Source organism: Herbaspirillum sp. VT-16-41 (assembly GCF_001994935.1).
Classification (GTDB): domain Bacteria; phylum Pseudomonadota; class Gammaproteobacteria; order Burkholderiales; family Burkholderiaceae_D; genus Herbaspirillum; species Herbaspirillum frisingense.
On sequence record NZ_MUXB01000106.1, the window covers coordinates 166829 to 191778 of the forward strand.

At 61.6% G+C, this 24950-nt stretch carries 21 protein-coding genes; 3 read left to right on the forward strand and 18 right to left on the reverse strand.

The window, feature by feature from the left end:
- The first annotated feature begins 11 nt into the window (after positions 1 to 11).
- Complete coding sequence (locus BTM36_RS13235; RefSeq protein WP_077236637.1) at positions 12 to 623, forward strand: TetR/AcrR family transcriptional regulator; 612 nt, start codon at positions 12 to 14, stop codon at positions 621 to 623.
- Positions 624 to 626: 3 nt separating this feature from the next.
- Here BTM36_RS13235 and BTM36_RS13240 read toward each other — a convergent pair whose 3' ends face one another.
- The 7 genes from BTM36_RS13240 to BTM36_RS13270 form a co-directional block, all read right to left on the reverse strand.
- The gene (locus BTM36_RS13240) at positions 627 to 1496 is read right to left on the reverse strand and encodes an amidohydrolase (RefSeq protein ID WP_077236638.1); all 870 of its coding nucleotides are present in this window, start codon (positions 1494 to 1496) and stop codon (positions 627 to 629) included.
- A 142-nt stretch (positions 1497 to 1638) separates the two neighbouring features.
- The gene (locus BTM36_RS13245; RefSeq protein WP_006465182.1) at positions 1639 to 2577 is read right to left on the reverse strand and encodes an ABC transporter substrate-binding protein; all 939 of its coding nucleotides are present in this window, start codon (positions 2575 to 2577) and stop codon (positions 1639 to 1641) included.
- Positions 2578 to 2686: 109 nt separating this feature from the next.
- Entirely contained in the window at positions 2687 to 3727 is a 1041-nt protein-coding gene (locus BTM36_RS13250) for an ABC transporter permease (protein WP_006465183.1), read from the reverse strand.
- Between the two features lie 49 nt (positions 3728 to 3776).
- Complete coding sequence (locus tag BTM36_RS13255) at positions 3777 to 5327, reverse strand: sugar ABC transporter ATP-binding protein (RefSeq protein WP_077236717.1); 1551 nt, start codon at positions 5325 to 5327, stop codon at positions 3777 to 3779.
- A 129-nt stretch (positions 5328 to 5456) separates the two neighbouring features.
- Positions 5457 to 5801, reverse strand: coding sequence for an L-rhamnose mutarotase (locus BTM36_RS13260; protein ID WP_077236639.1), 345 nt, complete (start codon positions 5799 to 5801; stop codon positions 5457 to 5459).
- A gap of 7 nt (positions 5802 to 5808) precedes the next feature.
- Positions 5809 to 6585 carry an SDR family oxidoreductase gene (locus BTM36_RS13265; protein ID WP_006465186.1) on the reverse strand — a complete coding sequence of 259 codons (777 nt, stop codon included), beginning with the start codon at positions 6583 to 6585 and terminating at the stop codon, positions 5809 to 5811.
- 53 nt (positions 6586 to 6638) lie between these two features.
- Entirely contained in the window at positions 6639 to 7916 is a 1278-nt protein-coding gene (locus BTM36_RS13270; protein WP_077236640.1) for an L-fuconate dehydratase, read from the reverse strand.
- 407 nt (positions 7917 to 8323) lie between these two features.
- Here BTM36_RS13270 and BTM36_RS13275 point away from each other — a divergent pair, with 407 nt between their 5' ends.
- The gene (locus BTM36_RS13275; protein WP_077236641.1) at positions 8324 to 9214 is read left to right on the forward strand and encodes an IclR family transcriptional regulator; all 891 of its coding nucleotides are present in this window, start codon (positions 8324 to 8326) and stop codon (positions 9212 to 9214) included.
- 34 nt (positions 9215 to 9248) lie between these two features.
- On the opposite strand, the gene BTM36_RS13280 is transcribed toward BTM36_RS13275, so the two are convergent.
- Positions 9249 to 10130, reverse strand: coding sequence for an SMP-30/gluconolactonase/LRE family protein (locus tag BTM36_RS13280; protein ID WP_077236642.1), 882 nt, complete (start codon positions 10128 to 10130; stop codon positions 9249 to 9251).
- Positions 10131 to 10311: 181 nt separating this feature from the next.
- Positions 10312 to 11433, reverse strand: a complete 1122-nt coding sequence (locus BTM36_RS13285; RefSeq protein ID WP_077236643.1) for a porin — start codon at positions 11431 to 11433, stop codon at positions 10312 to 10314.
- Positions 11434 to 11752: 319 nt separating this feature from the next.
- Between BTM36_RS13285 and BTM36_RS13290 the strand changes: the two genes are divergently transcribed.
- On the forward strand, positions 11753 to 12694 hold the full coding sequence (locus BTM36_RS13290; RefSeq protein ID WP_006465191.1) for a LysR family transcriptional regulator: 942 nt from the start codon (positions 11753 to 11755) through the stop codon (positions 12692 to 12694).
- Positions 12695 to 13020: 326 nt separating this feature from the next.
- Here BTM36_RS13290 and BTM36_RS13295 read toward each other — a convergent pair whose 3' ends face one another.
- From BTM36_RS13295 to BTM36_RS13335, 9 genes are all read right to left on the reverse strand, one after another.
- Positions 13021 to 13806, reverse strand: coding sequence for an SDR family NAD(P)-dependent oxidoreductase (locus BTM36_RS13295; protein WP_077236644.1), 786 nt, complete (start codon positions 13804 to 13806; stop codon positions 13021 to 13023).
- Between the two features lie 57 nt (positions 13807 to 13863).
- The gene (locus BTM36_RS13300) at positions 13864 to 15621 is read right to left on the reverse strand and encodes an IlvD/Edd family dehydratase (RefSeq protein WP_077236645.1); all 1758 of its coding nucleotides are present in this window, start codon (positions 15619 to 15621) and stop codon (positions 13864 to 13866) included.
- Positions 15622 to 15708: 87 nt separating this feature from the next.
- Complete coding sequence (gene mmsB / locus BTM36_RS13305; protein ID WP_077236646.1) at positions 15709 to 16920, reverse strand: multiple monosaccharide ABC transporter permease; 1212 nt, start codon at positions 16918 to 16920, stop codon at positions 15709 to 15711.
- A gap of 74 nt (positions 16921 to 16994) precedes the next feature.
- Positions 16995 to 18551: a multiple monosaccharide ABC transporter ATP-binding protein gene (gene mmsA, locus BTM36_RS13310; RefSeq protein ID WP_006465195.1), complete on the reverse strand. Its 1557-nt coding sequence runs from the start codon at positions 18549 to 18551 to the stop codon at positions 16995 to 16997.
- 206 nt (positions 18552 to 18757) lie between these two features.
- Entirely contained in the window at positions 18758 to 19831 is a 1074-nt protein-coding gene (gene chvE, locus BTM36_RS13315; RefSeq protein WP_077236647.1) for a multiple monosaccharide ABC transporter substrate-binding protein, read from the reverse strand.
- 197 nt (positions 19832 to 20028) lie between these two features.
- On the reverse strand, positions 20029 to 21075 hold the full coding sequence (yjfF, locus tag BTM36_RS13320) for a galactofuranose ABC transporter, permease protein YjfF (RefSeq protein ID WP_077236648.1): 1047 nt from the start codon (positions 21073 to 21075) through the stop codon (positions 20029 to 20031).
- Positions 21072 to 22151, reverse strand: a complete 1080-nt coding sequence (locus BTM36_RS13325; RefSeq protein WP_077236649.1) for an ABC transporter permease — start codon at positions 22149 to 22151, stop codon at positions 21072 to 21074. The genes yjfF and BTM36_RS13325 overlap by 4 nt, the downstream gene beginning before the upstream one ends.
- The gene (locus BTM36_RS13330) at positions 22148 to 23701 is read right to left on the reverse strand and encodes a sugar ABC transporter ATP-binding protein (RefSeq protein ID WP_077236650.1); all 1554 of its coding nucleotides are present in this window, start codon (positions 23699 to 23701) and stop codon (positions 22148 to 22150) included. Before BTM36_RS13330 ends, BTM36_RS13325 begins: the two co-directional genes overlap by 4 nt.
- 122 nt (positions 23702 to 23823) lie before the next feature.
- Entirely contained in the window at positions 23824 to 24798 is a 975-nt protein-coding gene (locus BTM36_RS13335; RefSeq protein ID WP_077236651.1) for an ABC transporter substrate-binding protein, read from the reverse strand.
- Positions 24799 to 24950: the final 152 nt, after the last annotated feature.

Sequence of the window (24950 nt, forward strand, 5' to 3'; positions counted from 1 at the left end):
TTAAACTACCAATGAGTATTTTCGGCAAACTGAGCTTCAAGGATCAAGCCTTCAAATTACGGGAAAACGCCATCCTGGATGCGGCCACGTCGGTACTGGGCAGCAAGGGCTATGACCTGATGACGATGGACGACGTCGCCGGTGCGGTGGGTATCTCCAAACCCAGCCTGTACAAGCATTTCAAGTCCAAGGAAGAATTGATCGGCGAGACCATGATCCGTCTCATCGATGGCGCCATCGACCAGCTGGCGCAGCTGGAGGGCATTCCCAGCCCGCGTGGCAAGCTGGAGGCGATGCTGGAATGGGCACTGCGGGTGCGGCTGGAGGGCGGCCTGCCCTTCCTGCCTTCCACCAGTACACCGGTGCGCGACATGCTCATGCGCAACGTCAAGTATGTGATGCGGGTGCTCAAGCTCAACGGCCAGCTGGAAAAGCTGGTCAAGGAAGCACAGAAAAGCGGCGAACTCGACGCCGCGCTGCCCAGCGATGTGATCCTGTACAGCTACTACGCCCGCACCTGTGATCCGGCGGTGGACTACCTGCAGAAGTTCAGCAAGATGAGTACCGAAGACATCGTGAAGTACATGCTGCACGTGGCCTTCAACGGTTTCACACGGGATTAGGGCCTAGCCCAGGCCGTAGCAGCGCGCGGCCGTCTGCCCCCACAACAGCTCCTGTTCGGACGCCGACAGCCGGGTCGCGGCCCACTCCCGCACCACGGCGGCCACCTTGGCATAGGAGGCGGCCAGCAGGCAGACCGGCCAGTCCGAGCCGAACATCAGGCGCTGCGGGCCGAAGGCGTCCAGCGCCGCATCCAGGCAGAGGACGATATTGTCGTAATCCTTCTGACGCAGACCACGCTGCCAGTCGGCCTCCGTGACCAGCCCCGATAGCTTGCAGGCCACGTGCGGCAAGGCTGCCAGGGCGCGCAGGTGGCGCTTCCAGTCGGCGAAGACCGCCTCGCTCTTGCCGAAATCGGCCAGGGCCGGCTTGCCCAGGTGATCCAGCACCAGCCAGTGGCGATCATGGCGGGCGCAGAAGGCTTGCACTTCGGGCATCTGGCGCGCATAGATCAGCACGTCATAGACCAGGCCGCGCCGTTGCAGCCAGCCGATGCCGGTATTGAAGGCCGGTGCTTCGACAAAGGTACTTACGTCGGCCTCATCCTGCAGCTGGTGGCGAAAGCCCACCAGCTTGTCACTTCCCCATCGCTCCACATTGGCCGCCAGGTGCGGCGAAGCGAGGTCTTCCCAGCCGACTACCCCGGCGATACGTCGGTTACCGCGCGCCAGATCCAGCAGGAATTCGGTTTCGTCGCGACCGGCGCGCGCCTGCACGGCGATGGACTGTTCCAGCCCTTCGGCGACCAGCACGGGCTGCAATTGGCCGGGCGTGCGGTCGCAGGCCAACAGTTCCATGCCGCGGCCGATCCAGGGGTAGGCGTCGGGCTGGTAGAACCAGAAATGCTGATGGGCGTCGATGCGATGCGGCTTCATGATGGTCTCTTCGAGGGGCAGGACGGCGCAGGATTGCCGGTCTGCATTGCGCACAACCGGCAGGGGAATACAAAAACACCAGAAACAGGAAAACGGCAAGGCGCCGCCGCTGGCGACGCCCTCCCGTCACGTCACGTCAAGATCAGTCGTACAGCACAGCCGCGATCTTGGCGTCGTCGATGTTGCTCTTGTCGTACCAGTAGAAGCCGGTATCGATGACCTTGGGCAGCTTCTCGCCCTTGATTGCCTTGACCGCCGCTTCCACGGTCTTGTAGCCGATGCCCACCGGGTTCTGGGTGATGGCGCCGGCCATCACGCCTTCGCGGATCGCATCCTTCTGCTGCTTGCCGGAGTCATAGCCGATGATGACGATCTTGCGCTTCATTTCCTTGACGCCATTGACCACACCGATGGCCGAACCTTCGTTGGTACCGAAGATGCCCTTGATCTTGGGATAGGCCTGCAGGATGGACTTGGTGACCTCGGTGGACTTCAACTGGTCGCCGGCGCCATATTGCACACTGACCACCTTGATCTTGGGATAGTTGGCCTTGATGCGTTCCAGGAAGCCGTCGCGGCGGTCGATGCCGGTGCGGCTGGTCTGGTCGTGGGCGACCACGGCCACTTCGCCTTCCTTGCCAACCAGCTCGGCCATCTTGTCGGCCGCCAGTGCAGCGGCAGCACGGTTGTCGGTGGTGGCAGTGGTGACCGGGATGTCGCTATCCACGCCCGAGTCGAAGGCCACCACCGGGATCTTGGCGGCCTGCGCCTTCTTCAGCAGCGGGATGGCGGCCTTGCTGTCCAGCGCGGCAAAACCGATGGCCTGCGGCTTCTTGGCCAGCGCGGCGGAGAGCATGTCGATCTGCTTGTCGACCATGGCTTCGGTCTCGGGACCTTCGAAGGTGACCTTCACCTTCAGATCCTTGCCGGCCTGGTCGGCGCCGGCCTTCACGGCCTGCCAGAACTGGTGCTGGAAGCCCTTGGAAATGAGCGGCACATACACTTCCTGCGCCTGTGCGGCCGAACCGCCGACAGCGAAGGCCAGGCCCAGGGCAGCGCCCAGTAGTTGTTTCTTGAACACGGTAAGTCTCCTTTTGTTATCGATGATGGAGTGCCGGACATTGGCGTTGCCCGGCGGGGCTTGCATTGCTACTGCGAATACTGCTGCTGTGGCTGATGTGGATACCGGTTCAGGCACGACGACGACGGCGCAGGATGTCGAGGTAGACCGCCAGGATGATGATCACCCCGGTCACCACCGTCTGCCACTCCTGCGCCACCGACATGATGCGCAGGCCGTTGACCAGCACGCTCATGATGAAGGCGCCGATGATGGTGCCCATGATGGTGCCGGTGCCACCGGAGAGCGAGGTGCCGCCGATCACCACGGCGGCAATGGCGTCCAGCTCGTAACCCTGGCCCAGCGCCGGCTGCGCCGAGTTCAGGCGGGACGCGATGATCAGGCCGGCGATGCCGCAGATGGCGCCGGAGAAGGTGTAGACCGCAACCTTCCAGAAATCCACCTTCACGCCCGACAGGCGCAGCGCTTCCTCGTTGCTGCCCAGGGCGAAGGTATAGCGGCCGAACACTGTCTTGTTGAGGATGATGGAAGCGCCGATGGCCACCAGGAACAGGATCAGCACCGCATTGGGAATCGGCAGCGCCGGGATCAGGTCGCCGATCAGCGAATCCTGGGCAATGGCCGAGAAACCCTCGGTATCGTTGAAGTAGATCGGCCGGGTACCGGAAATCACCAGCGACAGCCCCTTGAGCAACATCATCATGCCCAGCGTGGCGATGAAGGGCGGCACCTTCAACTTGGCGATCACCATGCCGGAAACCCAGCCCGAGAGCGCACCGAAGAAGATGGCGGCGGCGATGCCCAGCGGCAGCGGCATGCCCCAGTTGGTCAGCACCACCCCGGCCATGACGGCGCAAAAAGTCATCATGGTGCCCACCGACAGGTCGATGCCGGAAGTGATGATGACGTAGGTGCAGGCAATGGCCAGCACGCCGTTGACGGCAGTCGATTGCAGGATGCTGACCAGGTTGTCCACCTCCATGAAATTGGGCGAGGCGACGCTGAAGAACACGATCAGCAAGAGCAGGCTGGCGAAGGCCAGCAGCTTCTGGCGAGCGGCCGGGTTGAACAGGCGGGCGCGCAGGCCCGAGGAGGAAGCGGTATTGGCCATGGTGGATGCGGACGCTGCGGAATGGATGTTGTTTGCCATGATGGTTCTGGTCTCTGATAGGGGTTGGATCGCAGTGCGGCCCGACCGGCTAGTGCGCCACCGCCGGTTCGCGCTGCGTGGCCAGTTGCATGATGTTTTCCTGGGTCGCCTCGGCGCGAGTGAGCTCGCCGGTGATGCGACCTTCGCACATCACCAGTACGCGATGGCTCATGCGCAAGACCTCCGGCAGTTCAGAGGAGATCATCACGATCGCCTTGCCCTGCTCGGCCAGGGCGTCAAGGAGCTTGTAGATTTCGCTCTTGGCGCCGATGTCGATGCCGCGCGTGGGTTCATCGAAGAACAGGATGTCGCAGTCCCGTAGCAGCCACTTGGCAATCACGATCTTCTGCTGATTGCCACCCGAGAGCAGGCGCGCCTGCTGTTCCACCGAAGGCGTCTTGATCGCCAGTTGCCGCACATAGCCCTGCGCCACTTCACGGATGGCACGCTGGTTCATGAAACCGGCGCGGGTGAAACGGCCCATGCTGGAGAGCGCGATGTTGGCCTGCACATCCATGCCCACCGCCAGCCCGAAGTGCTTGCGGTCTTCAGAAAGATAACCAATGCCATGCGCCACGGCATCGGCCGGCTGGCGGATTACGGCCTTGCCACCGTGGATGATGATCTCGCCGGACTCCAGCGGGTCGGCACCGAAGATGGCGCGCGCCACCTCGGTGCGGCCGGCGCCCATGAGACCGGCAAAGCCGAGGATCTCGCCCTTGCGCAACTGGAAGCTGACATCGCGGATGGCGCGGCCGCGGTTGAGCCCGCGCACTTCCAGCACCACCTCGTTGGCGGAGGTATCCGGCGGGGTACGTTGCTCGCCTTCCAGCGAACGGCCGACCATCATGGAAATGATGCTGTCCATGGAAGTCCCCTGCATCGGCACGGTGGCGATGTAGCGGCCATCGCGCATGACGCTGACGCGGTCGGCGATCTGGCGCAGCTCGTCCATCTTGTGCGAGATATAGACGATGCCCACGCCTTGCGCCTGCAGGTCGCGGATGATGCGGAAGAGCTCGGCGATCTCCGCGTTGTTCAAGGCCGCCGTCGGTTCGTCCATGATCAGCACGCGTGAATCGAAGGACAGGGCCTTGGCGATTTCCACCATCTGCTGGCGCGCCACGGTCAGTTCGCCCACCGGCGTGCGCGGGTCCATCTCAAGGCGCATGCGGGCAAAGATGGCAGCGGTCTGGCGATTCAACTGCTCTTCATCAATGATCAGGCCGAACGCCTTGCGCGGCTCGCGACCGATAAAGATGTTCTGCGCCGCCGACAGGTGGTTCATCAGGTTCAGTTCCTGATGGATGATGCCGATGCCCAACGCCTGCGCCTGGCGCGGCTCACCGATCTGCACCGGTTTGCCGTCGAGGAGGATCTCGCCGCTGTCGCACTGGTAGACGCCGGAAAGGATTTTCATCAGCGTCGACTTGCCGGCGCCGTTCTCGCCCATCAGGGCGTGTACCTCGCCGGCGACCAGGTCGAACTGGCAATTGTCCAGCGCCAGTACGCCGGGAAAGCGCTTGCTGACGTTACGCAGCGCGATCAGCGGGGGCGTCGCTGCGGGGGATGGTCTGGATGTCTCGTTATCTTGTTGCATGCTCACCTCGGATGCGGATGCATTGCCGGCCCTTGCTGCCTGGACCATCATTGACGCGACTCTGCGGTCGCTGCCTGCTGCTTGCCTACTGCTACTGAGCGCACATGGTGCGGCCCTGCCGACGCGTTCCTAATCCTGCTGCTGCGACAGATCGAAGATGCGCGTCATCGGCACCCATTTCTGTCCGGCCGGCGTCCAGGGTGTGGGCGCCTGGAAGCGCCACATCAATTCTTCCCAGGCGCGCACGCGGGGATCGGTGTCGGTCGCCGCTGCCATTGCTGCTGCGTCGAAGACGGCGTCATCGGTCTCCATCACCATCATCATGCGGGTACCGAGACGGTAGATTTCCATGCCGGTCACCCCCTGCTGCTTCAGGTGCTGCGCGATCTCGGGCCAGATGCGCCGGTGATGCTGTTCATACTCGGCGATGAGCGCCGGGTCGTCCTTCAGGTCCAGTGCCAGCACGGTACGCATACGGGCCTCAGCTCAGGGCACGGTCGAGATGGGTGTAACCCCCATCGACGAAAATCCACTGCCCGGTGGTATGCGACGAGCGCCCGGAGAGCAGGAAGACGGCCATGTCCGCCATTTCCTCGGAGGTGGTGAAGCGCTTGCCCAGCGGGATCTTGCTGGTGATGGCGGCGAGCTTTTCCTCCGGATGCTCGAAGGTGGCGATCCAGCGTTCATAGAGGGGCGTCATCACCTCGGCCGGGATCAGCGCATTCACGCGCACGCCGTCGGCCAGCAATGCCGCCGCCCATTCCCGGGTCAGCGACAGCTGCGCGCCCTTGGAGGCGCAATAGCCGCTGGTATTGCCCTGGCCGGTGAGCGCGGTCTTGGACGAGACATTGACGATGGCGCCGCGCGTAGCCTTCAGGTGCGGTACGCAGTAATGGGCCATCACGTAGTAATGGATCAGATTGCGTTCCAGCGAAGCGACGAACTGGTCGCGTCCAGCTTCCAGGCCGACGCTGTCGTTGACGCCGGCATTGTTGACCAGACCGTCCAGACGACCGAAGCGCTGCACCGTCTCGGCCACGGCCTGGCCACAGCGGGCTTCATCCTGCAATTCCAGCTGGAACAGGGTGGCGTGCGGCTGCAGCGCGGTCAGCCGGGTCCAGAATTGCGGCTCCGGTTCGCTACGCGCAAAGACCACCGGAATGGCGCCTTCGGCGGCCAGTTGCATGCTGATCGCCGCACCAATGCCGGAGGCACCGCCGGTCACGATGACAACCTTGTCTTGCAGGTTCAGATCCACTTCAGTCTCCGTTATGTTTTATATCATTTCCTGACGCCGCCACTTGCCGGGGGCTAGCCGCGAAAGCGGTACTGCTCCAGCGATTCCGGCTTCATCTCGATCGAGAAGCCAGGCAGGCTGGGCGGCATGTAGGCCGCGTTGCGGATCACACAGGGGTCGACGAAATGCTCATGCAGGTGATCCACGTATTCGGTCACGCGTCCCTCCTTGGAACCGGAGATGCACAGATAGTCGATCATCGACAGGTGCTGCACGTATTCACACAGCCCCACGCCGCCGGCATGCGGACAGACCACCTTGCCGTACTTGGCGGCCATCAGCATGACGGCCAGGATTTCGTTGACGCCACCCAGACGGCAGGAGTCGATCTGCACCACGTCGATGGCGTCGCGCATGATGAACTGCTTGAACAGCACACGGTTCTGGCACATCTCGCCGGTGGCGACCTTGACTGCGCCGATGCCTGCACGGATCTTGCGGTGACCTTCCACGTCATCCGGGCTGGTCGGTTCCTCGATGAACCAGGGCTTGGCAAACGCCAGGTGGTTGACCCAGTCGATGGCCTGATCCACTTCCCAGACCTGGTTGGCGTCGATCATCAAGTGACGCTGCGGGCCCAGTACTTCACGGGCGATGGTGACGCGACGCTTGTCGTCGGCCAGGTCGCGCCCGACCTTGAGCTTGACATGGTTGAAGCCCTGGTCGATGGCTTCCTGGCACAGGCGGCGCAACTTGGCATCGTCATAGCCCAGCCAGCCGGCCGAGGTGGTGTAGCAGGGATAGCCTTCCTGCTGCAGGACACGCAGGCGCTCGACCTTGCCCCCTTCCTTCTCGCGCAGCAGCGCCAGGGCCTCATCGGGGGTGATGCAATCGGTGATGTAGCGGAAGTCGATGGTGCGTACCAGCTCCTCGGGCGTCATGTCGGCCACCAGCTTCCATACCGGCTTGCCTTCGGCCTTGGCCCACAGGTCCCAGGCGGCATTGACTACCGCGCCGGTGGCCAGGTGGATGGCGCCCTTGTCCGGGCCGATCCAGCGCAACTGGCTGTCGGAGGTGACGTGACGCCAGAAGCGGCACATGTCGGCGGCGATCCATTCCAGATCCAGACCGACCACGAGATGTTCCATGGTGCGGATGGCGGCGCAGCAGATTTCATTGCCGCGACCGATGGTGAAGGTCAGGCCGTGGCCTTTCAGTTGCGGGTGGTCGGTGTCGAGGATGACGTAGGCGGCGGAATAGTCCGGGTCCGGATTCATCGCATCCGAACCGTCCAGTGATTGCGAAGTGGGAAAGCGCACGTCCAGCACGCGCATGGCGGTAATCTTGGTCATCGGTCTCTAGCGTGATGCCGCTGCGGGACGGGTGGCGCCTCGGGCTCGGGCGCTGCCTCTGCTTGCCGCTGGTCGGCGGGCTGGCCGCTGGGGGGCGGCTGCCGGTTGTCGTCTCCGGGGGCTGGCCCCTTGTTCGTTTTACTCACAAATAAAATTTGTTTTTATCTGTGAGCGACACAGCATAACCTCGATTATCCTCTTATTGCCGGGCCGGCCCGATGAAGTTTCGGTATCGATCGATATCGATTTAGGGATGTCAGCACCGTAGCATCAAAGCTATCTATAAAAAATAATTTTACAAATAAAACACGTCGTCCATCAAAAATCCCCTACAATCCGGCCCCAGAAACCGGCGGATTCCCCCTTCTGTTTCCGCCCTCCTGCCCGCTAACGATACCCAGGCTGCCATGCCCAGAACCAGGAAAATCAATCCTTCCGACGCCCCTGCGCTGCAGACCGCAGCGGCCGCCGCCGCGATCAACGACGACAATGAGATGGGTAGCGACAGCGGCCATGACGGCACCAGCGGCAAGACGCGCTATGCCGCGCCAGCGCTGGACAAGGGACTGGATATCCTGGAACTGTTGAGCCGCTCGGAGCAGATGCTGACGCTGAACCAGATCTCGCGCCAGCTGGGTCGCAGCGTCAACGAGATCTTCCGCATGGTGGTGACGCTGGAGCAGCGTGGTTACCTGATCGCCGACAACGACCACTACCGGCTGTCACTGAAGCTGTTCGAGCTGGCACACCATCACCAGCCGATCCGCTCGCTGGTCAGCACCGCCCTGCCCCACATGCGCGAACTGGCCAACCGATCCATGCAATCGACGCATCTGACAGTCTATGAGGCCGGACGGGTGATCGTGGTGGCGCAGGTGGACAGCCCCGAACGCTGGGCCTTCGGGCTCAAGGTGGGGGCGCTGGTGAGCCTGACGGATACGGCTTCCGGCCATGTACTGCTAGCCTTCCGCGACCAGGCCGAACAGGCCAGCATGCTGGCCGCGCATGTGCGCATGGATGGTGAGCAGGAGATCGGGACGGCGCAGCTGATGCGGCAGATCGAGGACACCCGCAAGCGCGGGCATTCGCGCATGGAGAGCCGGCAGATCCGGGGCGTGATCAACCTGTCCTATCCGGTGATGGGGGCCAACAACCGCATGCTGGCTGCACTCAATGTGCCCTATATCGAACGCATCGACAAGAAGGTCAACCCCAGCCTGGACGAGGTGCAAGGCATCGTCCAGGAGATTTCGGCGCGGCTGTCGCGACTGATGGGGGATTCGAGCTTCGGCGCCTGAGGCTGGCGCCAGCTGCCGGTGCTAGCTGCCGGTGCTAGCCGGCGAAACGCACTTCCGGCAGGCCACGCACGCCGGTCTCCGGCACGGCGAAAAGCGCACCGGCCAATGCATCCTGCTCGCGCTGCCGGGCGCTCATGCCTTCATGCGCCGAGGTGACGAACAGCGTATCGAGCGCCGCGCCACCGAAGGCCACACAGGAAGGCTGGGCGGTCGGCATGTCGACGATGCGATCGATGCGGCCATCGGGCGTAAAGCGCACTACCCGCGCCCCACCCCACTGCGCGTTCCAGACATGGCCGTCGGCGTCCACGGTGGAACCATCGGGGCCGCCCGGCTGTTGCGCCAGATCGGCGAACACGCGCTGGTTGGCAATGGCGCCGGAAGCCGGATCATAGTCGCAGACCATGATCTTGCCTTCCATGGAATCGCAGTGATACATGCGCGTGCCATCGGGACTGAAGCAGATGCTGTTGGAAATGGCGATGCCCGGCAGCGGCAGGCGCTCCAGGCTCAGGTCGGCATTGAGGCGATAGAAGCTGGCAATGGGTGCGCGGCCGACGTCCTCGTTGAGGGTGCCGAAGACGAAGCGGCCCTGGCGGTCGCAACGACCGTCGTTCAGGCGCGTGGTCGGCAGGTCATCCTCGATGCGGCAGATCGGCGTGATGGCGCCGGTACCGAGATTGAAGAAAGCCAGGCGCGATGCCAGGCCGATCAGCAGCCGCTCGGGATCGGCGGTAAAGGCGAAGCAGCACAGCCGCTCAGGCATGGGCCAGCTGCGCGTGGCGCCGCTTTGCGGATCGTGGTTCCACAGGCGCGAAGCGTGGATATCGGTCCAGAAGACCGTTTGCGAGCGTTCGCACCAGAGGACGCCTTCGCCCAGTTCATGATGTCCGTCGACCAGCAATTGCGCATTCATCGGGTTTCCGCCTGCAAATCAATTAAATAAGATAAATGAAATAAACGATATAAAACAATGTCAGTGTCCCGGCCACGCCCGTGTGCGCCGGCCACAAGACAAAAAAGGGTGGGCTTGCGCCCACCCTCAACTACATCAAGACCACCTCAGGAAGGATTACAGATACTACTAGATCGTTACATCAGAACGAGTGGGCGATACCGAAGTAGCCGCCAGTCTGATTGGTGCCCTTGCCACCGCCCGTCGAGCTGTCAGCTTCCAGCGAGTAGTTAGCATTGTTGCCGTTGCGCATGGTGCCACCACCAACGTACAACAGGGTACGCTTGGACAGGAAGTAGTTCACGCCTGCCATGAACAGGTTGGCGCTGCCGTTGCCGTTGTTGGCATTGACGTGGAACACCGAACCGACCAGTTGGAACTGCGAGGTCACGTCGTAGTTCGCGCCCAGCCAGTAGTGGTTAACGCGATCCGGTGCGCCGCTGGCGGTATTGACATCAGGTGCACGCAGATTTTCGTAACCCAGGAACAGCTTGAGCTTGTCGATCTTATAAGTACCACCCAGGATCAACTCCTTGGAGGTGTCATATACGTCGGTGTAGCGGCCGTTGGGGTCACGCACGACGTCGTAGATACCACGCAGTTCCAGACCGTTGTTCTGATACACCAGTGACAGGCCGTCCTTGCGACCGTACTTGGTGCTGGTACCGCCCTTGCTGAATGAACCTGCCGCTTCGCCCAGGCTGGTCTGCACGGTAGCACCGAAGCCGCCGAAGGTCGGGGTGGTGTACTCGATCACGTTGCTGGCGCCGGGCCAGTTACGGCCTCGTACCAGGTTGGCGGTACCAATCCATTGCTGGCCGGTCGGATCCAGGAACCAGACGTCATTGTTGATGAACAAGTTCTTACCCAACTTCAGGGTACCGGCGTTGGTCGACGACAGGCCGACATAAGAACGACGATTGAACAGCGAGGTGCCGTTGATATCGGTGCCGTTCAGGCCACCAGTGGTGGAGCCAAAGCCCGATTCCAGCAGGAAGAAGGCATTAGTACCGCCGCCCAGGTCCTCTGTTCCCTTGAAGCCGATCATGCTCGTGCCCCACTGGTTGCTGGCGGAGCGAATACGGGTGCCGGTGGTACCGGAACCATCGTTCTTCGGCACGTTGGTCATGACGTCCACACCGGCCACGACGCGACCGTAGATGGTGACACTGCTTTGCGCCTGCGCCTGTGCCGAGAACGCTCCCATCAGCGCGAGCGCGCACAGGGTCTTTGCTCCAATAAAGGATGGCTTCACTTGCTTCATGAATAGTCTCCGTGGATATTGCCGTTTAAATTTTTGTCGTCGGTGGGCTTGGTCGTGCAGCTTTGCACTTCAGACCCCTTGAATCCTGACGGACTCCTGACGGTCTCCCAACTTTTTGTTTTGATGCTGCCCGACCTTCTCTTCTTTCATTCCGGCCCTTTGGTCATTGTCCTGTACAGTCCGGAATGTGGCTAGATACTAAGTATTCGGTTCATGTCTTTCCAATGAAATCTTTAGCAATTCCGATATGCGATTTGATATCATGAATTTCTAATAAAAAAATCATTGAAAAAATTTAGAACACCGTCCCCGGAGACTTATGAAAAACAGTGACCCGAACTGGTTTCTGCGGGCGCGATTGAAGACACGCCAACTCCTTCTGCTCATCGCCCTCGACGACACCCGCAACATCCATCGCGCCGCCAGCGAACTCAATATGACGCAGCCGGCCGCCTCCAAGCAGTTGAAGGACCTCGAAGACATGCTGGGCGTGTCCCTCTTCGAGCGCCTGCCCCGTGGCATGCGGCCCACCATCTATGGCGAGGCCATGATCCGCCATGCGCGCATGGCCCTGACCAGCCTGTCCAAGGCGCATGAAGACATCGTGGCACTGAAGTCCGGCCTGTCCGGCCAGGTCGATGTGGGCGTGATTCTCTCGCCCGGCATGGCATTGTTGCCGCCAGCCATCGCCCGCGTGAAGGAACAGGCGCCGATGTTGCGTATCGGCGTCGAAGTGGAAAGCAGCAACATCCTGCTGTCGCGTCTGCTGCATGGCGAACTGGACTTCATCATCGGCCGCATCCTCGACGAGGAAGCCCGCAGCGGCCTGCTCTATGAAGAGCTGGCCGACGAGCCGGTATGCGCCGTGGCCCGGGTGGGACATCCCTTCCACACCCGCAACGACCTGAGCCTGGCCGACCTCGCCGGCGAAGCCTGGATCATGGCGCCCAAGGGCAGCATCCTGCGTGCTCGCTGCGACCAGATGTTCCGCGAACAAGGCCTGGCGCCGCCCTCCAACGTGGTCGACACCACGGCCATCCTGTTCATCACCAGCCTGTTGCAGCAGACCGATTTCATCTACGCCATGCCCACTGAAGTGGCGCGTTATTACACCCAGGCGCGCCTGATGGACATCCTGCCCATCGAGCTGCCCTGCCGCATGGCCGGCTTCGGCATCATCACCCGCCAGGACAACCTGCTCTCGCCGGGTGCCAATCTGGTGCTGCAGGCCATCCGTGAAGTGGCCAAGATGATCTACTGATCCCTTTCCTCGCCAACCCGCGCATTATGCGATCACGGGGTGGCGGAACTGCGCCGAGTTTTATTAAGAAATGTAAGGAAGAGTAAGCCGATCTGAAAATTCAAAAATAGGGCTGCTCGAAACAATTCCAGGCGCACCAATTCATTAAAAAATCGCAGCAAAAAAACAACACTACAAACCGGATAAAAACTAAGTTTTTTCCGAGTTGTATGACAGCTCTGCATCACCCACACGAGAATGTGGCTGCATCACAAAAAAAAGAGTCGCCAAATGGCGACTCTTTTTCAAGATCCGCGCCGACGGGATATCGGGCGGTCATTGCTGCCTCACACCCAGCCAGCATCGACGATGAATTCCTGCGCGGTACACATCGCACTGTCGTCAGCGGCCAGGAACAGGACCATGCGCGCCAGGTGCCAGGGCAGCAGGTCCTCCTGCAGGCACTGGTTGCGGGCAATGGCCTTCTTGCCTTCTTCATCCAGCCACAACTTGATCTGGCGTTCGGTCATGACCCAACCCGGCGTGACCGTGTTGACACGGATCTTGTGCGGACCAAGGTCGCGCGCCAGACCGCGGGTCAGGCCCAGGGTCGAGGCCTTGGCCGTGGTGTACACCGGGAATCCGCCGCTGGACTGATGCCAGCTGATGGAACTGAAGTTGATGATGGAGCCACCGCCACGACGCTTCATGCCGTCCACCACCGCTTGCACGGCGAAGAAGGACGGACGCTGGTTGATGGCGATGCGGTCGTTCCAGTAATCGAGGGTCACGTCTTCCAGCTTGTGACGTTCGTCATTGGCGGCATTGTTGACCAGCACATCGAAGTCGCCAAGCTCGCCCTGCAGCTCGGCAATGGTCTTCTGGAATGCCGGGATGTCGCGCAGGTCGCAATGGCGGAACAGCGGCTTGGGATAGCCGGCGCTGGCCAGCTCATTGCACAGTGTCTCGCTGGCTTCGCGGGCGATATCGACGAAGGCCACGTGCGCACCCTGCTGCGCAAATGCTTCGACAATGGCTGCACCGATGCCGGTGCCACCGCCGGTAATGAAGACACGCTTGCCCTTCAGGCTGGGGAAAGTCGCCAGCTGCACGTTCTGGGGAGTGTTGCTCATGAGGTTTCCTTGCTGGCCGGTGTCATGCCGACACCGGCGCTGTCTTGTCGTGATGGATCAGTGCGAGTGCTTGGGAACGGCCGCGCCACGGCAACCGACCAGGAAGTCGAAGTCGCAGCCTTCGTCGGCCTGCAGAACGCGGTCCACGTACAGGGACTGGTAGCCGCCAACCATTTCCGGTTTGCGTTCGGCCAGCACCTTGGCGCGTTCGGCCAGGCGACGCTGCATTTCCTCGTCGCTGATGTCGAGCTGCAACTTGCCGGCGTAGGCATCCAGTTCGATGAAGTCACCATCCTGGACGATGCCCAGCGGCCCACCGGCAGCGGCTTCCGGCGCCACGTGCAGGATCACGGTGCCATAGGCGGTACCGCTCATGCGGGCGTCCGAGATGCGCACCATGTCCTTCACACCCGTGGCCAGCACCTTGGGCGGCAAGCCCATGTTGCCCACTTCGGCCATGCCGGGGTAACCCTTGGGGCCGACGTTCTTCATCACCAGCACGCAGGAGGCATCGACATCCAGGTCGGGATCGTTGATGCGTTCCTTGTAGTGGTTGAAGTCTTCGAACACCACGGCACGGCCGCGATGCTTCATCAGTTCAGGCGTGGCGGCCGAAGGCTTCAAGACCGCGCCGCGTGGCGCCAGGTTGCCGCGCAGGATGCAGATGCCGCCATCCTCGATCAGCGGCTTGGCCAGCGGCCGCACCACTTCATCGTTGTAGATCGGCGCATCCTTGACGTTGTCCCACATGGTCTGGCCGTTGACGGTCAGCGCATCCTTGTGCGGCAGCAGGTCGGCTTCGCCCATGCGGCGCAGCACGGCAGGCAGACCACCGGCGTAGTAGAACTCTTCCATCAGGTAGCGGCCCGAGGGCTGCAGGTCGACAATGGTCGGAGTGCCACGGCCGATGCGGGTCCAGTCTTCCAGTTCCAGGTCCACGCCGATGCGGCCGGCGATGGCCTTCAAGTGGATCACGGCATTAGTGGAGCCACCGATGGCGGCATTGGTGCGGATGGCGTTCTCGAAGGCCTTGCGGGTCAGGATCTTGGACAGGGTCAGGCCTTCCCAGACCATGTCGACAATGCGCATGCCGGACAGGTGCGCCAGCACGTAACGGCGCGCATCAACGGCCGGAATGGCCGCATTGTGCGGCAGCGACACGCCCAGCGACTCGGCCATGCAGGCCATGGTGGAAGCGGTGCCCATGGTGTTGCAGGTACCCGCCGAGCGCGACATGCCGGCTTCGGCGGCCATGAAGTCGTGGATGGTGATCTCGCCGGCCTTGACCTGCTCCGACAGTTGCCACACCACCGTACCGGAACCGATGTCACGGCCCTGGTGCTTGCCGTTCAACATCGGGCCACCGGTCACGACGATGGCCGGCACGTCGCAGCTGGCAGCGCCCATCAGCAGGGCCGGGGTGGTCTTGTCGCAGCCGGTCAGCAGCACCACGCCGTCGATGGGATTGCCACGGATCGATTCTTCCACATCCATGCTGGCCAGGTTGCGGGTCAGCATGGCGGTCGGGCGCAGGTTGGATTCGCCATTGGAGAACACCGGGAACTCCACCGGGAAGCCACCGGCTTCGATGATGCCGCGACGCACGTGTTCGGCGATCTTGCGGAAGTGCGCATTGCAGGGCGTCAGTTCCGACCAGGTGTTGCAGATGCCGATGACCGGCTTGCCCTGGAATTCGTGATCGGGGATGCCCTGGTTCTTCATCCAGCTGCGGTACATGAAGCCGTTCTTGTCGGCAGTGCCGAACCAGCCGGCCGAGCGCAGGGTGCGGCTCTTGTCTTTTTTATCGCTACTCATTGTTGAATTCCTGACTGAAGGAAACGAAAGGATCTGGTGGTCCCGAATGCAAAAGGCGGGCAACCCTGCCCGCCTTGCTCATCCGGATTACTTGTTCTTGTTGTAGACGTCGAAGCACACGGCCATCAGCAGCACGAAGCCCTTGATCATCTGCTGGTAGTCGATGCCGATGCCCATGATGGACATGCCGTTGTTCATCACGCCCATCACGAAGGCGCCGATGACCGCGCCCATCACCTTGCCCACGCCGCCCGAGGCCGATGCGCCACCGATGAAGCAGGCCGCGATCACGTCCAGCTCGAAGCCCAGACCAGCCTTGGGAGTGGCGGTGTTCAGGCGGGCCGCGAAGATCAGGCCGGCCAGCGCGGCCAGCACGCCCATGTTGACGAAGGTGAAGAAGGACACGCGTTCGGTCTTGATGCCGGACAGCTTGGCCGCCTTCTCGTTGCCGCCCACCGCATAGACACGACGACCCAGGGTGGTGCGGCTGGTGATGAAGGTGTAGAGCACCATCAGCGCGAACATGATGATCAACACGTTGGGCATGCCGCGATAGGTCGACAGCAGGTAGCTGAAGGCGATGATGGCCGCGGCGAAGATACCGTTCTTGAGCAGGAAGAACAGGACCGGTTCATCTTCCATGCCATGCTTGGTCTGCTTGCGACGGCCGTGCAGCTTGACCAGCACCAGCACCACGGCGGCCAGGATGCCGACGACCAGCGAGGTGGTACGGAAGGTGGCATTGTCCGTCAGCTCCGGGATGAAACCCGAGGACAGCATCTGGAAGGTCGGCGGGAAGGGGCCCAGCGACTGGCCCTGCAGCAGCGCCAGCGCCATGCCCTTGAAGACCAGCATGCCGGCCAGGGTGACGATGAAGGAGGGAATCTTGAAGTAGGCGATCCAGTAACCCTGCGCCGCACCGATCAGGCCACCGGCGATCAGACAGACGATGGAGGCCGGCACGAAGCCCCAGCCATAGTCCACCATCAGCACCGCCGCCAGCGCGCCGATCAGGCCCACCACCGAACCCACCGACAGGTCGATGTGACCGGCCACGATCACCATCAGCATGCCCAGCGCCATGATGACGATGTAGCTGTTCTGCAGCACCAGGTTGGTCAGGTTCAGCGGACGCATCAGCGTGCCGTCGGTCATGATCTGGAAGAAGGCCATGATGGCCACCAACGACATCAACATGCCGTATTCACGCATGTTGTTCTTCAGGAAGCTGCCGTAGTCCTTCTTTTCGGCGGCGCCACCGGCGACGGCCGGCTTCTTGCTCACGTCAATGCTTTCCATTGTCTTGCTCCTCTGGTGCTCTCTGGTCTTTATGATAGTTGCCGCCGGTTTGGCTCCGGCTTGGTGTCAGGGTTTCAGGCGGCCTGGGACAGGCCGGAATCGTCGATGCGCTTGTTGCGCATGATGGCGCGCATGATGTTTTCCTGGCTGGCCTCGGCCTTGGGCAGATGGCCCACGAACTGGCCTTCGTTCATGACGTAGATGCGGTCGCACATGCCCAGCAGTTCCGGCATCTCCGACGAGATCATGATGATGCACTTGCCCTCGGCAGCCAGCTTGCTGATGATGTTGTAGATCTCGAACTTGGCGCCCACATCGATGCCGCGCGTGGGTTCGTCCAGGATCAGCACTTCGGGTTGCGAGAACAGCCACTTCGACAGCACCACCTTCTGCTGGTTGCCGCCGGAGAGGTTGACCACCTTCTGCAGCACGCTGGAACAGCGGATGCGCATCTGCGCCTTGAAGTCGGCGGCAATCTTGTACTCGCGCGCCTCGTCGATGACAGTACGCTCGGAAACGCCACCCAGGTTGGCCAGCGAGATGTTCTTCTTGATGTCTTCTTCCAGCACCAGGCCGTCGCCCTTGCGGTCTTCCGTGACGTAGGCGATGCCCTTGTTGATGGCCTTCTGGATGGTGGACAGGTCTGCTTCCTTGCCATGCAGGAAGACCTTGCCACTGATCTTCTTGCCGTAGGCGCGGCCGAAGATGCTCTTGGCCAGTTCGGTACGGCCGGCGCCCATCAGGCCGGCGATGCCGACGATCTCGCCGGCGCGTACCGTCATGTTGACGTCCTTGATGGCCAGGCGGTCGCTGTGCAGCGGATGGTGCACGCGCCAGTCGCGCACTTCAAAGATCACGTCGCCGATCTGCGGATCACGCTGGGGATAGCGGTCGGCCATCTCGCGGCCAACCATGTGCTGGATGATACGGTCTTCGCTGATGGGTTCAGCGCGGCAGTCGAAGGTATCGACCGTGGTGCCGTCGCGCAGCACGGTGATGGAGTCGGCCACCTTGGAAATTTCGTTGAGCTTGTGCGAGATCAGGATCGAGGCAATGCCCTGGCGCTTCAGTTCCAGCAGCAATTCCAGCAAGGCATCCGAGTCGCTTTCGTTGAGGCTGGCGGTCGGTTCATCGAGGATCAGCAGCTTGACTTCCTTGGAGAGCGCCTTGGCGATCTCGATCAGCTGCTGCTTGCCCACGCCCAGGTCACCGACCTGCGTCTGGGGCGATTCCTTCAGGCCGACCTTGGCCAGCAGTGCCTTGGCGCGCACATAGGACTGCTCCCAGTCGATCACGCCGCCACTGGCCTGCTCGTTGCCGAGGAACAGGTTTTCCATCACCGACAGCAGCGGCACCAGTGCCAGCTCCTGGTGGATGATGATGATGCCCAGGTGCTCGCTGTCGCGGATATCCTTGAAGGCACGCACCTCACCCTTGTAGACGATGTCGCCCGAGTAGCTACCGTGCGGGTACACGCCCGAGAGCACCTTCATCAACGTGGACTTGCCGGCGCCGTTCTCGCCGACGATGGCATGGATCTCGCCTTCGCGCACCGCCAGGTTGACGTTGTTCAACGCCTTCACACCCGGGAAGCTCTTCTCGATGCCGCGCATTTCCAGAATGTTGCTCATGATGCTGACCTCTCTTCTGCCGGTCTTGCGAAACCCTGCCAAGCCGGAGTTTTTATCTCGTGTGCATTGCTTTGGTGCAAGCACATCTTCCTGAAAGAACTAGTCCCGCACAGGGCGGGACTATGCTGGTCTTGTTGTGACGACTGCCATGAAAGACCCGGCGGGCGGCGCGGCAGGAAATCCTGCCGGCGCGCCCGCCTTCGTGCTTACTTCAGCTGGGCTTCGGTGTAGTAACCGCTGCCGACCAGGATTTCCTTCCAGTTCGACTTGTCGACCACGACCGGCTTCAACAGGTAGGACGGAACGACCTTCACACCGTTGTTGTAGGTCTTGGTGTCGTTGATCTGGGGCTGCTTGCCACCCAGGACGGCATCAACCATGCCGACCGTGACCTTGGCCAGTTCGCGGGTGTCCTTGAAGATGGTGGAGTACTGCTCGCCACGGATGATGGACTTGACCGAAGGCACTTCCGCATCCTGACCCGAAACGTAGGGGAAGGGTTGTTGCGGCGAACCGTAACCCACGCCGCGCAGCGAGGACAGGATGCCGATGGACAGGCCGTCATACGGCGACAGCACGGCATTGACCTTGGCGTTGGTGTAGAAGGCCGACAGCAGGTTATCCATACGGGCCTGGGCGGTAGCCGGATCCCAGCGCAGGGTCGCGACCTTGTCCATGCCCATCTGCTTGGAGCGCACCACCAGCTTGCCGCTGTCGATGTAGGGCTTCAGGACCGACATGGCGCCGTTATAGAAGAAGAAGGCGTTGTTGTCGTCCGAGGAACCGCCGAACAGTTCGATGTTGAACGGACCCTTGCCTTCCTTCAGGCCCAGGGCCTTTTCCAGCGACTGTGCCTGCAGCACGCCGACCTGGAAGTTGTCGAAGGTGGCGTAGTAGTCGACGTTCTTGGAACCACGGATCAGGCGGTCATAGGCGATGACCTTGACGCCCTTGTCGGCCGCCTTCTGCAGCACGTCGGTCAGGGTGGTGCCGTCGATGGCGGCGATCACCAGCACCTTGGCGCCCTTGGTCAGCATGTTCTCGATCTGGGACAGCTGGTTGGGGATGTCGTCTTCCGCGTATTGCAGGTCGGTCTGGTAGCCCTTTTCCTTCAGGACCTTGACCATGTTGTTGCCGTCGGCGATCCAGCGTGCCGAGGACTTGGTGGGCATGGCCACGCCGACCAGGGCCTTGCTCTGTGCGCTCACCTGTGCGCTGATGGACATCAGGGTCACGCCCAGGCCGAGTGCGATCCCGGTCAATACCGATTTGATTTTCATGCTTCGAGTCTCCAGTCTCTATTTATGGAATGGCGTGTTGTAGTTATTTCTAAAACAGCGCCGCGATTTCTGATGAATGTCATGCAGAGCAACTGTTTTGCGGGCTCTACATTAATTGCTTTACCAATACATTTCTAATGATTTTTTGAGCGTAATGGATATGTTTTTCGGTATAACTCCCTCTATGTAAAGTTATCTTAACTAAGCTTAGAAAATCCCGCCGAAGCCCCGACTGGCGCGGCTTTCGCCGATCCGGCCGGTTTGCCGCGCAGGGCACCCAGGGAAATGATGCGTTGAGCCACGCAAAAGACGAAAAGCAGTGCGCCGATGAAGATCTTGGTCCACCAGGAACTGAGGCTGCCATCGAAGGCAATGAGGGTCTGGATCACGCCAAGGATGAGCACGCCGGTGAGCGTGCCGGCCACATAACCGTAGCCGCCGGTGAGCAGGGTGCCGCCGATGACCACGGCCGCAATCGCGTCCAGTTCCACGCCCTGCGCATGCAGGCCATAGCCCGACAGCATGTAGAACGAAAACAGCAGACCACCCACCGATGCGCAGAAACCGCTGAAGGCATACACCAAGACCTTGGTGCGCGCCACCGGCAAGCCCATCAGCATGGCCGAGCTTTCGCTGCCGCCGATGGCATAGACGGCACGGCCGAAGCGCGTGCCATGCGCCATCCAGATGGCCACGGCCAGCACGATCAGTGCGATCACCACGCTGGGCGAGATGAACAGGCCGGCGAACTCGATGCGCGTCTGTGACATGGCCGTGAAGAAGGGATCGTCGATGGTGATGGAATCGATACTGATGAGGTAGCACAGGCCGCGCGCCAAGAACATGCCGGCCAGCGTCACGATGAAAGCCTGCAGCTTGAAGTAGTGGATCATCGCGCCCATGGCCGCGCCGAAGCCTGCGCCCATCAGCAGCACCGTGACCATCACCAGCAGCGGGGGCCAGTGCCAGTGCTGCAGCAGGAAGGCCGCCACCATGGTGGTCAGCGCCAGCACCGAACCGACCGACAGGTCGATGCCGCCGGAGAGGATGACAAAGCTCATGCCGATGGCCACCACCAGCAGGAAGGCATTGTCGATGAGCAGGTTCAGCATCACCTGCGGCGACAGGAAACCGTCATACCCTGCTGCCCCTGCAAGCAGCATGATCACCAGCAACACCACGGTCACCATGGAGGTAAACCACGGCGCATGGGAAGCGCGCCGCAAGGAAGAAACGAGCATCATGATTTGGACATCCTCAACATGCGACGGAATTGCGGCGACTGCGACAGGCAGACCAGGAACACCACGATGGACTTGACCACCATGTTGACCTCGGGCGGCACCCCCAGCGAATAGATCGTATAGGTCAGGGTCTGGATGATGAGCGCACCGATGACGCTGCCCACCAGGCTGAACTTGCCCCCGGCCAGCGAGGTACCACCCAGGGTGACGGCCAGGATGGCATCGAGCTCCAGCAGCAGACCGGCATTATTGGCGTCGGCGCTCTTGATGTTGGACGCGATCATCAGGCCCGCCAGCCCGGCGCAGGCACTGCAGAACATATAGACGAAGAAGATCAGCGCCGCCGTGCGGATGCCGGCCAGGCGCGAAGCCACCGGATTGATGCCGACCGATTCGATGAACAGGCCCAGGGCGGTCTTCTTCATCAGCAGCGCCAGCAGCAGGAACATGCCGACGGCGATGTAGAGCGAGAATGGCAGGCCGAACAGGTAACCACCGCCGAGGAAGAAGAAGGGCTTGTAGTAGACCGTCACGATCTGGCCATCGGTGAGCAACTGCGCCAATCCGCGCCCGGCCACCATCAGGATCAGCGTGGCGATGATGGGCTGCAGTCCCAGCCCGGCCACCAGCACGCCGTTCCAGGCGCCGCACAGCAATGCCGCGCCCATGGCTGCGGCCAGGGCCCACACCATCGGTACGTTGCTGACATACTCCGGCACACCATTGACCACCACCATCTTGCCGCCGATCAGGATCGCTGCGACCGCGCCGGAAATGGCCACCACCGCGCCCACCGAGATATCCACGCCACGCGTGGCGATGACCAGGGTCATGCCCAGTGCCGCCAGCATCAGCGGCGCGGCACGGTTGACGATATCGATCAGCGCGCCATACAGGTGGCCATCCTTGATCTCCAGCCTGAAGAAGCCCGACACCAGCAGGAAATCGATCAGCAACAGCAATGCCAGTGCCGCCAGCGGACGCACCAGCGGGTGGCGCAAGAGCGCCGTCCAGCCCGCCCCGCCGGCGTGGGTGGCGGCATCGGGAATCAGTTTGGAATCCATGGAAGCACTCATGCGGCCTCTCCCGCGATGACCTGCAGGACCGTCTGCTCATCGAGTTCACCGCGACGGTATTCTCCACAGGCACGACGGTCGCGCAGCACCAGCATACGGTCGCTGCAGCGCAGGACCTCGGGAATCTCCGAGGAAATGAAAAGAATGGCCATGCCCTTGCGGCACATGGCGATGACGAAATCCATGATCTCCTGCTTGGCCCGCACGTCGATGCCGCGCGTGGGTTCATCCAGGATCAGCATGCCCGGGTCGGTCGCCAGCCAGCGCGCCAGCAAGGCCTTCTGCTGGTTGCCGCCGGACAGCAGGCCGATCGGGGTTTCCAGGTCGGCAGTCTTGATGCCCAGCCATTTCACGTAATCGCTGGCAATCTGGTTCTGGCGCTTGCGCGGCAGTACGCGGAACAGGCCCTGCCTTGCCTGCAGCGCCAGGATGATGTTTTCGCGCACCGACAGCTCCAGGATCGCGCCTTCCTTCTTGCGGTCCTCGGAACAGAAGCCGATGCCGGCCGCAATCGCATCACGCGGCACATTGAGTTTGACGGCGCGACCTTCGATGCGCAGTTGGCCGCTATCGGCGCGGTCGGCGCCAAACAGCAGACGCGCCATCTCGGTCCGTCCCGAGCCCAGCAGGCCGCACAGGCCATATACTTCGCCGCGCCGCAATTCCAGGTCCTGCGGCGCCAATACGCCACGCCGACCGAACCCGTCGGCCTGCAGGAAGACTTCGCCCTGCTCTGCCGCATCGGCCGACAGCCCCGAGGCCAGGGCCTCGGCACCGGCTTCGACCTTGCGATGATCGACTGCGGTCACGCCCACCATCTTGTTGACCAGCTCCAGACGCGACAGGTCGGCGACCAGGTATTCGCCTTCGCGTACCCCATTGCGCAGTACCGTGATGCGGTCCGAAATCTCGTAGGTCTGGTCCAGGAAATGGGTCACGAAGAGAATCGCCATGCCCTGCTCGCGCAGGCGCCGCAGCACCTTGAACAGTTGCTGCACCTCGGCCTCGTCCAGGCTGGAGGTGGGCTCATCCAGGATCAGCACCTTGGCCGATACCGACAGCGCACGCGAGATCGCCACCATCTGCTGGATCGCCAGCGGATAGGACGACAACTGGGCAGCCACATCGATATCGATCTGCAATTGCTGCTGCAGCAGCAGCCTGGCTTGTGCGTGGACGCTTTTCCAGTCGATCCGACCGAAGCGCTTGGGATAGCGGCCGATGAAGATATTCTCGGCCACCGACAGATTGGGACACAGATTGACTTCCTGGTAGACCGTGCTGATGCCAAGCGCCTGGGCCTCCAGCGTGGAGGCCGGTGCAATGGCGCGGCCATCCAGTTCGATCTTGCCCTGATCGGGCTCATGCACACCCGTCAACACCTTGATCAGCGTGGACTTGCCTGCGCCGTTCTGTCCCATCAGGGTATGTACTTCCCCGGGGAACAGCCGCAAGCCGACATCGGTGAGCGCCTTCACGCCCGCGAATGCCTTGTGTACACCACTCAATTCCAGCATGGGACGCGCCTGCGCCCCGACAGACATCGTCATCGCAACTCCATCAAAACCATCGCAACACCTCATGCGCCAGCGTGCGCACCAGGTCCGACCCGCCAGACCAGCAACACACCCGCCCTGAAGCCCAGGGCGGGTGTGTTGCCTTCATGCCGATCTCAATACTTGCGGTTCGGGAATTCCTTGGCCGCCACTTCGGCCGGGAAGACGCTTTCCTCGGTGGTGATGCGCTTGGGCACTTCCTTGCCGGCCTTGATGTCCTTGGCGATCTGCATCAGTTGCGGACCCAGCAGCGGACTGCATTCCACGGTCACATTGAGCTTGCCGGCCATCATGGCTTCGAAGGCACCCTTCACGCCGTCGATGGAGATGATGATGATGTCCTTGCCCGGCTTCATGCCGGCCTCTTCGATGGCCTGGATGGCACCGATGGCCATGTCGTCGTTGTGGGCGTAGAGCACGTTGATCTTCTTGCCCTCGGCCTTGAGGAAGGCTTCCATCACTTCCTTGCCCTTGGCGCGGGTGAAGTCACCGGTCTGCGAGCGGATGATCTTCAGGCGCGGTTCGCTCTTGATGATTTCCTCGAAGCCGTTCTTGCGATCGATGGCCGGAGCCGAACCGACAGTGCCCTGCAGTTCGACGATATTGATGTCACCTGCCGGCATGGACTTGGCCTTTTCCAGCAGCCAGCGACCGGCGCGACGGCCTTCTTCGACGAAGTCCGAACCGATGAAGGTCACATACAGCGACTTGTCGGTGACGTTGACGGCACGGTCGGTCAGGATGACCGGGATCTTGGCGGCCTTGGCTTCACGCAGCACGGTTTCCCAGCCCGATTCCACCACCGGCGAGAAGGCGATCACGTCCACCTTTTGCGCGATGAAGGAGCGGATCGCCTTGACCTGGTTTTCCTGCTTCTGCTGGGCGTCCGCGAATTTGAGATTGACGCCGGCCTGCTTGGCAGCATCCTTGATGGATACGGTATTGGCGGTGCGCCATTCACTCTCGGCGCCCACCTGGGAAAAGCCCATGGTCAGCGGTTTGTCGGCAGCGAAAGCTGGAAGGCTCATGGCGCTGCTACCCAGGCTCATGCAAATGGCTGCGCCCAGAAGCGCTCTTCTTTTCGAGTTCATTGTCAGTCTCCGTTGGCAGGGAATTGTGGACTTCCCTTTGTTGTATGCGTGGGTTGCGCTGCGCCGGAATGCGTTTGATTTATAAGTATGAAGTCGGGAAGCGGCGCGGTGCGGCTGAAATCCTGGACGACCCTGTACTCCCTGAAGGCCGT